Here is an 8,846-nt window from a genome sequence, read left to right as displayed (position 1 = left end):
TTTGCTCGGCCTCTTTATTGGGCCCGCGCTCATGACTGTGTTGATGGTGCTGTGGACCGATCTCGTGCAATAGTCGCACGCAATTTTTCGGCGCAATCAGGACTGCTGATTCGCCGGGTTACTTTTCCCGATCGCGCGCCGACTGTTTGACGCAGCCCAGCGTGTATTTCAGCGCGGCGGGCAATAGCGCGCTCCACACATCCCAGGTATGACCGCCGTCGATGATGCGCAGCGCCGCCGGATTTCCCGCCAGCCGAAGATGCGTGTAAAGCGATGATGCATCGGCCTGGATTGCGAGGTCGTCGTCGCCGGCGGCGATGAACATCGGCAGGCGATACGGCTGGCTCATGTACCGTTCCCATTGCGCCGGATAGTTGAGCGCGTGCCAGACATGCGGATCGAACTGCCGGTCGCCGAACACGCCGACGTGGCGTGCCGCTGAAGCGAGCGGCGGCTCGTTCGCATAGATCGCGGGGCTTAGCAGCAGCGCGCCGCAAAAGAGCTCCGGTTGCGTCACGGCGTAGCGCAGCGCGCCGAAACCGCCCATCGAAACGCCGCCGATCATCCGCCCGCCGCGCTGCGTCGCGACCGCGTAGCGCGTTTCGATCTCGGGCAGCAGATCGCTGAAGAACGCGGTCTCCATCTTCTCCTTGCGATCGACATACCAGTCCGTGCCGCCTTGCGGCATCACGATCACGACCGGCGGCATCTCTCTGCGCTCGATTAGTGCGTCGGCGGTCGCTTGCAGGTGGCCTTGCGTGAGCCAGTCGTTGGCATCGCCGTTATTACCGTGCAGGAGGTAGAGCACGGGGATGCGTGCGGCGTCGTGGCGATAGCCGGTGGGCAGATAGATCGTGTAGGCCCAGTCGCGGCCGAGCGCTTCGGAATGGAAGCTTCGGCTGATGACGGTGCTGGCGCTTGCCGGTGCGCCGACAGCAGCACATAGCGCGAAGAGTGCGGAATGTAGGAATAGACGCATGTCAGGGTAAGAGGCCGCCGCGCAGATCGCGCGCGGTCGTCATGCTATCAGTATCGGCAGTGGAAATCGGCGGGTGGCAAGCGGGGCAAGCGGTAACCCGGTAACTCGGTAGGCACGCGAGCGGCAACCCAGCGAGCGGCGATCCAGCAAAAGCTCACGTGCGCATGCGCACGCCGCTCACTCAGGGCGACGTTCTGAGACGCAAGCTCCAGAGACGCGCCGTGAAGCGCTTCAGCGGCTCCGACGCCTTGGCGACGGCGAACAGTGCGCCGACCGCAAATGCATCCGCCACCAACCCGAGCGGATAGTTCAAGTAGCCGTCGGTCGCGGCGTAGAGCACCGAATCGACGACCAGCGAAATCACGGCACCCGCGATAAAGCACAGCAGCCCCTTGCGCCCGATCATACCGACCCACGGCATCCATTGAGCGAGCTTTCTTGCCCAGCCGAGCTGGATCAGGTTCGCGACGAACCACGCAATGGCCAGAAAATTGACCGCGCGCAGATAGGAAAGGTTTTGCTTGAAGCTGCCATCGAGCGGTTCGCGTTCGATAAACAGCTTGTAGTAGGCCGCGGCAGCGACCACGGCGAACGCCAGCAAGCTGACCAGCCAGCCGAGACGGTGTGTGCTGATCCGCTGATAAACCGGCTGGCAGCGTGCCAGCGCGCCGAGCACGAACAGCAACTGCCAGGCAAACGGGTTGAAATCCCAGTGCATGTCCGGCGCGGCGGGCAGGTAGGCGTCGATAGCCGGTGCACCAGCCCACAGCGCGACGCTGCCGGTCAGCAGCAGCCAAGGCTTGCTGCGGGCGAGCGGCAGGATCATCGGCACCAGCAGCGCGAAGAACGCGTACATCGGCAGCACGGAAGCGAGATACGGCTGACGGCGGAACAGCAGGATGTCGCGCAGGGCGGCTACGGGGGCGTCCATCAGATCGTCGAGATCGGTGGTGGCGAGATTCGGGCCGTCGATACTGAACGCGGTCAGCACCGCGCTGACCAGCAGCATCAAGCCGGCAGTGATGAGGAAGGCGCGATAGATTTCGAGCGAACGGCGCAGGAACCGGCTGCGCGCGGTCGCCTCGTTACGCCGCTCGGCGAGCGCCGCGTAGGCCGTCGCGGTGGCGAAACCGCCGAGGAACACGAAGACTTCAGCCGCATCGCACAGCGCATAGGCATGCAGCGTTACGCGCGACAGAATGCTGCCGCCGATGTGATCGACGACGATGATCAGGAGGACCAGCCCGCGGAAAAAATCGAGCTCGATCAAACGGGATTGCGACTTTTGCATTGTGTGGTGCCAAAAGCAGCCCCGTGCGACGGCGCGCTAGTTCAGCGCGGCAGGCGTCTCACAAAGCTTTTTTGAAATTGGATCAGGTGCGGCGGTGGATGGCCGCCCCACGGATGGCCGCCGCCCGGATGCGCGAGCTGCGGGGTGGCATCCGCGTCACCGCTTGAACCGGCCACGCGAGGTGCGGTTGCGGAGGCCAGTAAAAATGACCCGTTTGACGGCGCGGAGTTCCGCTGCGCCGCCGCAAAAGCTTTCGATTATATTTCTTTCCATGACAAACCCGCTACGGGACGTGCAGGGCAAACGCGTCCAACGCGACAGCCGGCTTAAGTCCGGGCAACTCGGCGCCGTTTACCTGAATAAGCGTCGCGAAGAAAGGGTGGACCGATGCAGTGGAGATTTCGCAACGTTTTGAGATATGGACGCGACACCCGATAGACGGCGACGTAACGGCGTGTGAGGATTTCCTGAAAGCGCGTCGGGGTCGATAAACGCCTCGAGAAGCGTCAAAAGAAAGCGGTCGGATCGAGTTGTCCCATTACTCGAGTTCTGGGAGATCTTCATGAACAAGCAAGTGTTCGCGCTGGCTGTCTCCACCGCTTTGTCCGCCACCTCGTTAGCCATTTTCTCCGTGCCTGCTTTTGCCCAGACGAGCGTGACGCTGTACGGCGTGCTCGATGAGGGCATCAACTACACCAATAACGTTGGTCGAGGCCATGTCTATGAGCTCGCAAGCGGCGATGCGCAAGGCAGCCGCTGGGGCCTGAAAGGCGTCGAGGACCTCGGTGGCGGCCTGAAAGCGATCTTCCAGCTGGAAAACGGCTTCGACGTCAGTTCCGGGCGGCTCAACCAGGGCGGTCGGATGTTTGGCCGCCAGGCGTTCGTCGGTTTGAGTTCGGGGTCCTACGGCACATTGACGTTCGGCCGCCAGTACGACTCGGTGGTCGACTATCTGGCGCAGACCACGGCCAACGGCAACTGGGCCGGTGCGCTGTTCTCGCATCCGTACGATAACGACAACACCGACAACTCATTCCGTCTCGACAACAGCGTCAAGTACGCGAGCCCGTCTATCTCTGGCTTCCAGTTCGGCGGCGTCTATAGCTTCAGCAACGACACCGGCTTCGCCAACAATCGCGCATACAGTTTCGGCGGCCAGTATACCTATGGAGGACTACTGCTGGCCGCGGCTTATTTGCAGGCCGATAACCCCGGCAACGGCGCAACCGGCGCGATCACGGCGAACGACGCCAGTTTTATCGCCGCCCGCATGCGCGTGTTCGGCGGCGGCATCACCTACACCTTCGGGCCGGCCACTGCCGGCTTCGTGTACACCAACTCGAACTACCTGGACCCGACCGGCAATGGCTATCTTGGCGTGACGCCGCTTGTGCCACCGGGGGTGTTGTTGAACTCGTTGAAGTATCAGAACTTCGAGGTGAACGGCAAGTATCAGATTTCGCCGATGTTGTTCGTCGGCGCGCAGTATGTCTACACGATGGAAACCTACGACGCCTCGAGCGGTGGCGTGAAGCCGAAGATTCATTCGTTCGGCTTGATGGCGGACTACAACTTGTCTAAACGCACCGACGTGTACATTCAGGGCGAGTATCAGCAGGTGACCGGCGACGCCACTTATTCGATTCTGGACGATGCCTTTACGCCCGGCACCCAGTCCCCGTCATCGACTTCGAAGCAGGTCGTGGTGCGCGCGGCGATACGGCATAAGTTCTAGGGCGCCGGGGCACGCCGGTCGGGTACTGAATGATGAAGGCAAGGCTATGCTCGATGAATGCCGTTTCCCCGTGTGAGGGGAAATCAGTTCATCACGTAATTCTGAATCAGAATCCCGATTACCACGCCGGCGGGAATGCCGAAGGTTCTGCCGCGAATGGTCGCGGTCAGATCTTCATCGAGTATGAAACTGCAGCGGCGTTCACGCCAGACGGTTTTATAGGCCAATGGCTTTGCATCAACGACAACGAGGGAAATGAGCGCGGTCAGGATGACCTGTTCCAAAGCATGCAGTTTCGCGATAAACGGCGAAAATTCACCGGCATTGCACAGCAATACCATTACGACTGCAGCGATCAGGGCGCCGAAAAAGAAGCCGCCCATAAACCTGTTCGCTGAATTAAGAGAATCCACTTAAACCTCAAATCATTCGCCGGCTTTTATTGAGCTGGCGAAGTAAAAAATATACTAACGGAAATGTCTTTTCCGTTTGAAGACTTGCAATGCGCTGACAGCGAGGCAGGCAGGCTTCAAAGGGACCCGTAAGGATATTTTTTGGACGTTCCTCAACATATCGTCCCTTTCCCAACGTCGTGTGAGATCAGTCCGAAAAGTTGGGTTTGCGGCCAGGTCGCTGACAGAACTGCCGTAGCGGCCGGAGGCGCTCGCCACACGCCGCCTATGTGCCCAGGCCCGTCACAGCAGTCTTGTCGCGCGATCTGCGAGCCGCCGCTTACGCGGCGCCGAACAGATTCAACTTTGCATACTGCAACAACATGATCGTTTTCCCATCGACGATCTCGCCGCGCTCGACCATCGCGAGCGCTTTGTCCACCGGCAGTTCCAGCACCTCGATATCTTCGCCTTCGTCGGCAATGCCGCCGCCTGCGCCGACCTTTGCCACGGCATCGTATTCGGCGACGAAAAAGTGCAGCTTTTCCGTCACGGAACCCGGGCTCATGAAAGCTTCGAACACCTTGCGCACGTCATGCACGCGGTAGCCGGTTTCCTCTTCGACCTCAGCGCGAATCCGTTCCTCAGGCGAGGCCGCCTCCAGCAGGCCGGCCGGCGCCTCGATCAGCATGCCGTGGTGGCCGTTGACGAACGCCGGCAGACGGAATTGCGGCGTCAGCACCACCGTGCGGCGGCGCGCGTCGTACAGCAGCAGCGTCGCACCGTTGCCGCGATCGTAGGTTTCGCGGCTCTGGCGTTGCCAACTGCCGTCCGCGCGTTGGTAGTCGAAGGTGGTTTTCTTCAGTACGTACCAGTCGTCCGATAGCACTTTCACATCGACAATCCGTACCCGCCCGGCGATTTCGTTCATGGCTCGCATCCTGTCCTGGGGGAATCCTGTAGGAAACGCGGTCTGCACCGCGTGCAATTCATGATATCGTGCAGTTTCATGCAAAAACAAGAAAATTCGTGCAATTTGTCAGAATGCTTTCAGGACCGCCGCCGTGCTCACATCGCAAAGAAAACAGTTGATCCTCGAAGCGCTCAAGCGTGACGGCCAGGTGATCGCCAAGACCTTGAGCGTCGAGTTCGACGTCTCCGAGGACACTGTCCGACGCGATTTGCGCGAGCTTGCCGCCGAGGGACAGCTTCAGCGCGTGCATGGTGGCGCATTGCCGGCCTCGCCGGCGGCAGTGGATTTCGCCGGGCGCGAGCGTATCGAATCGGCGTCGAAAGCGGCGATCGGCCGGGCGGCGGCGGGCCTGATCGGGCGCGGCCAGATCGCGTTCATCGATGGCGGTACGACAGCCGTGCAACTGGCGCGTCATTTACCGCGCGACTTGCGCGCGACGATCGTCACACACAGCCCGAGCATCGCCGTCGAACTGGCGGAGCACACAGAGCTCGAGGTCATCATGATCGGTGGGCGACTGTTCCGCCATTCAATGGTCAACGTGGGCGCGGCCGCTATTGAAGCCCTCAGCCGCATTCGCGCCGACCTCTTTTTCATGGGCGCGACCGGCGTGCACCCGCAAGCGGGTCTTAGCACCGGCGATATGGAGGAGGCCTACGTCAAGCGCGCGCTCGCGGAACATGCGGCGGAAACGGTGGTGCTGGCGTCGGCGGAAAAACTCAATGCGGCGTCGGCGTACAAGATTGCGGATGTGACGGCGGCCAGTACGATCGTCGTCGAGCGGAACACGCCAGAGGTGCTTACGGCGTCGTTCGAGGCATTGGGCATCACGATCTTGCGCGCATAGTTACGCGCCATAAACCCGCTGGTATAACGGTTCATACTCAATCCGTTATTTACGAGATAGCTGACAAAAATTGACGCACCGTGTGTCTAAACAGCGAGATAATCCTGGCCCTTGCCCTCTGTCGGGCAGGGAAAAGGCAACTTACGGTAGTTCCAGGCAAATCAGATCGACTGCGGCATAGCCGAAGTGATGGCCGCTGCACGTTGCCGGTACGCCCGGGCGCACGCAAGCGCCCGCGGTTCGAACACCTCCCTCGTGGTTTACAGCCCAGCGCAGGTCCGCCGCGTGTAAGCTGGTATGTGGCCGCGCGCCGGCCTGTGTTCCGCGTTTGTCCTGCTATCGGGTTGCCGCTGTGTTCACTAAAGGAGAAGTCCATGGGGAAACTCGACCTTTCGCGTCGTAGTTTTCTGAAGGCCAGCGTGTTGGCGGGTGTGTCGGTGTATATCGCGCCGATGGGCAGCCGCGCATTCGCTGCGTTGTTCGAAGAAAAAATTCTGACGCCGGTTCAGTGGGACGCCGCCAACGGGCAGGCGAAATTCCGCATCGACGGTATCGCCAAAGTGACGGGCTCGAAAGTGTTCGCGCGCGACATCCGCGCCACCGACATGCCGCACTGGCCGCAGCAGCAGTCACACGCTTTCATCCTGCGCACGACGCAAGCTGACCGCCGCTATGAAGGTTTCGACCTGTCGCTGCTCGGCGACGAACTGAAGCCCGACCGCGTGGTGACGGCGGACGATCTGACGCGCGACGGCCTGATCTTCCCGGCCTTCTACGGCGACGACATGTTGCTGCCGCCGGGCAAGACGCCAGCGTATCTCGGCCAGGCGGTCGCGATCCTGATCTATCACGACTTCGCGCGCTTTCGCTTCGCAAAAGACAAACTGAAGTTCCAGAACCAGGTCATCCGTTACGGTGGAGAAACCGGACCGCTCGAACGCGATCCGTGGGGCACGTTCCGCTTCGTGCGCGTCGGCGGCAAGACGCCGTATGACGACGACATCTTCTCCAGTCTGAAAGACGCGCCGGTGTTCCCGAGCATGATGCGTAAGCACCAGCCGGTGTGGCCGGACGGCGTCGAACACGGCAAGCTCGACGAGCAGGGCATGTTCCATGCCGGGCAGATCCAGCAGGAGCTGGATCATCCGTCGGCGGACTGGCTCGTGATGGAGCGCGAGTACAACACGCAATCGATCGACACGGCCGCGCTCGAACCCGACAACGCCAACTGCTGGTACGACGCAGCGACGCAATCGCTGCATATGGTCGTGCCGACCCAGGCGCCGTCCGAGGTTGTCGACAGCGCGGTCGGCATGGTCGCGAAGTGCGCGTTCCCGGTGAAGAACCTGTTCATTCACCCGTGCTACACGGTGGGCTATGGTTCGAAGGATCACTTCAACGTGCCGTTCTACGGCCTCGTCTGCGCGATGTATGCGGACGGCCGCCCGGTGCGTCTTGCCAACGATCGCTACGAGCAGTTCCAGACGTCATTGAAACGCCACGCGTTCAAGATGAACTACCGGATCGCGGTCGATAAAAACACGGGTCTGCTGCAATCGTTCAAGGCCGAGATGGAAGCAAACGGCGGCGGGCGGTGTAATTTTTCTCCCTCGGTGGCGATGGTCGGCGCGACTGCGGCACAGTCGATCTACTACTTCCCCAAGAACGATCTGTCGGCGGTTGCCGTCGCCTCGCGCGCAATCGACGCCGGCTCCGCACGCGGCTATGGCACGCTGCAAAGCATGGCCGCGACCGAGATGATGGTCGACGAAATCGCCGCGCAACTGAATGTCGATCCGATCGACTTCCGCCTGAAAAACGGGCTGCGCTCGGGGATGAAGAACACACAGGGCGCGGTGCCCGCCGGCGCGATTCGTGTCGACGACGTGTTGCAGAAAGCGAAGATTCATCCGCTGTGGGTGAATCGCGCGAAGCGTAAAGCCGAGTTCGAAGCAGCGCATCCCGGCAAGCGTTACGGTGTCGGCTTTGCCTGCGTGCAGAAGGACTTCGGCACGGGCGCGGAAACCTCGTTCGCGAAGGTCGAGTTCAGCGCCGACGGCAAGGTCAGCTTGCAACACACGGCTGCTGAAATCGGCACGGGCGTGTCGACCTCGCAGGCAATCGCCGTCGCGAAGTGGCTCGGCAAGCCGGCCACCGACGTGCATGTCGCGATCACCGATTGGCCCGATCTGCCGGTCGTCACGAGTGGCGATCCGTACATGATGTCGCAAGCGGATCAGGACAAGCTCGCTGCTAATCCGCGCTGGTCGCCGGGTTATGCGTCGCCTTCAAGCGCGACGAACTCTGCGTTTTACTTCACGCACAGCACGCGCGAAGCGGCGCGCGTCGTTTTCGCGCACGGTTTGTGGCCGGCTGCGATGGCGATCTGGAGTCAGGGCGGCGGCGGTGGTCAAGCCGCGCCGCTGGTGGTGCGCATCGAGGACGCGCGCTGGGTCGACGGCAAGCTGTCTGCGGCGGGGCTCGAAGCGCTGCCGTTCGAACAGCTCGCCAAGAAGGCGCACGAGTTGGGTCTGGTAACCGGTGCGACCGTGCATGTGTTCAATCGCTGGCAATGGACCGAGTCGGACTTCGAGATCGACGGCAGCGTCGAGCGTCTGCCGCTCGATGG

7 protein-coding genes are annotated in these 8,846 nt (G+C 61.4%); 3 read left to right on the top strand and 4 right to left on the bottom strand.

Translation table 11 applies throughout. From position 1 onward, the window contains the following. Positions 1-118: 118 nt before the first annotated feature. Together VFE81_RS06530 and VFE81_RS06525 are read right to left on the bottom strand one after the other, a co-directional pair. Entirely contained in the window at positions 119-979 is an 861-nt protein-coding gene (locus VFE81_RS06530; protein WP_325043812.1) for an alpha/beta hydrolase, read from the bottom strand. Between the two features lie 181 nt (positions 980-1,160). After that, a complete protein-coding gene (locus VFE81_RS06525; protein WP_325043811.1) occupies positions 1,161-2,270 on the bottom strand; it encodes an OpgC domain-containing protein in 1,110 nt (369 codons plus the stop codon). Positions 2,271-2,832: 562 nt separating this feature from the next. Here VFE81_RS06525 and VFE81_RS06520 point away from each other — a divergent pair. Beyond that, complete coding sequence (locus tag VFE81_RS06520) at positions 2,833-4,005, top strand: porin (RefSeq protein WP_325043810.1); 1,173 nt, start codon at positions 2,833-2,835, stop codon at positions 4,003-4,005. Positions 4,006-4,088: 83 nt separating this feature from the next. Here VFE81_RS06520 and VFE81_RS06515 read toward each other — a convergent pair whose 3' ends face one another. Continuing rightward, positions 4,089-4,388: a hypothetical protein gene (locus VFE81_RS06515; RefSeq protein WP_325043809.1), complete on the bottom strand. Its 300-nt coding sequence runs from the start codon at positions 4,386-4,388 to the stop codon at positions 4,089-4,091. Between the two features lie 349 nt (positions 4,389-4,737). Then, a complete protein-coding gene (locus VFE81_RS06510; RefSeq protein WP_325043808.1) occupies positions 4,738-5,328 on the bottom strand; it encodes an NUDIX domain-containing protein in 591 nt (196 codons plus the stop codon). A 133-nt stretch (positions 5,329-5,461) separates the two neighbouring features. Here VFE81_RS06510 and VFE81_RS06505 point away from each other — a divergent pair, with 133 nt between their 5' ends. Together VFE81_RS06505 and VFE81_RS06500 are read left to right on the top strand one after the other, a co-directional pair. After that, positions 5,462-6,217, top strand: coding sequence for a DeoR/GlpR family DNA-binding transcription regulator (locus tag VFE81_RS06505; RefSeq protein ID WP_325043807.1), 756 nt, complete (start codon positions 5,462-5,464; stop codon positions 6,215-6,217). Between the two features lie 374 nt (positions 6,218-6,591). Continuing rightward, on the top strand, positions 6,592-8,846 hold a 2,255-nt coding region (locus VFE81_RS06500; protein WP_325043806.1), incomplete at its 3' end, for a xanthine dehydrogenase family protein molybdopterin-binding subunit.

This window comes from Paraburkholderia sp., assembly GCF_035656215.1.
Taxonomy (GTDB): domain Bacteria; phylum Pseudomonadota; class Gammaproteobacteria; order Burkholderiales; family Burkholderiaceae; genus Paraburkholderia.
The sequence above is the reverse complement of the archived record's forward strand: the minus strand, read 5'-3'. Positions and strand labels throughout refer to the sequence as shown.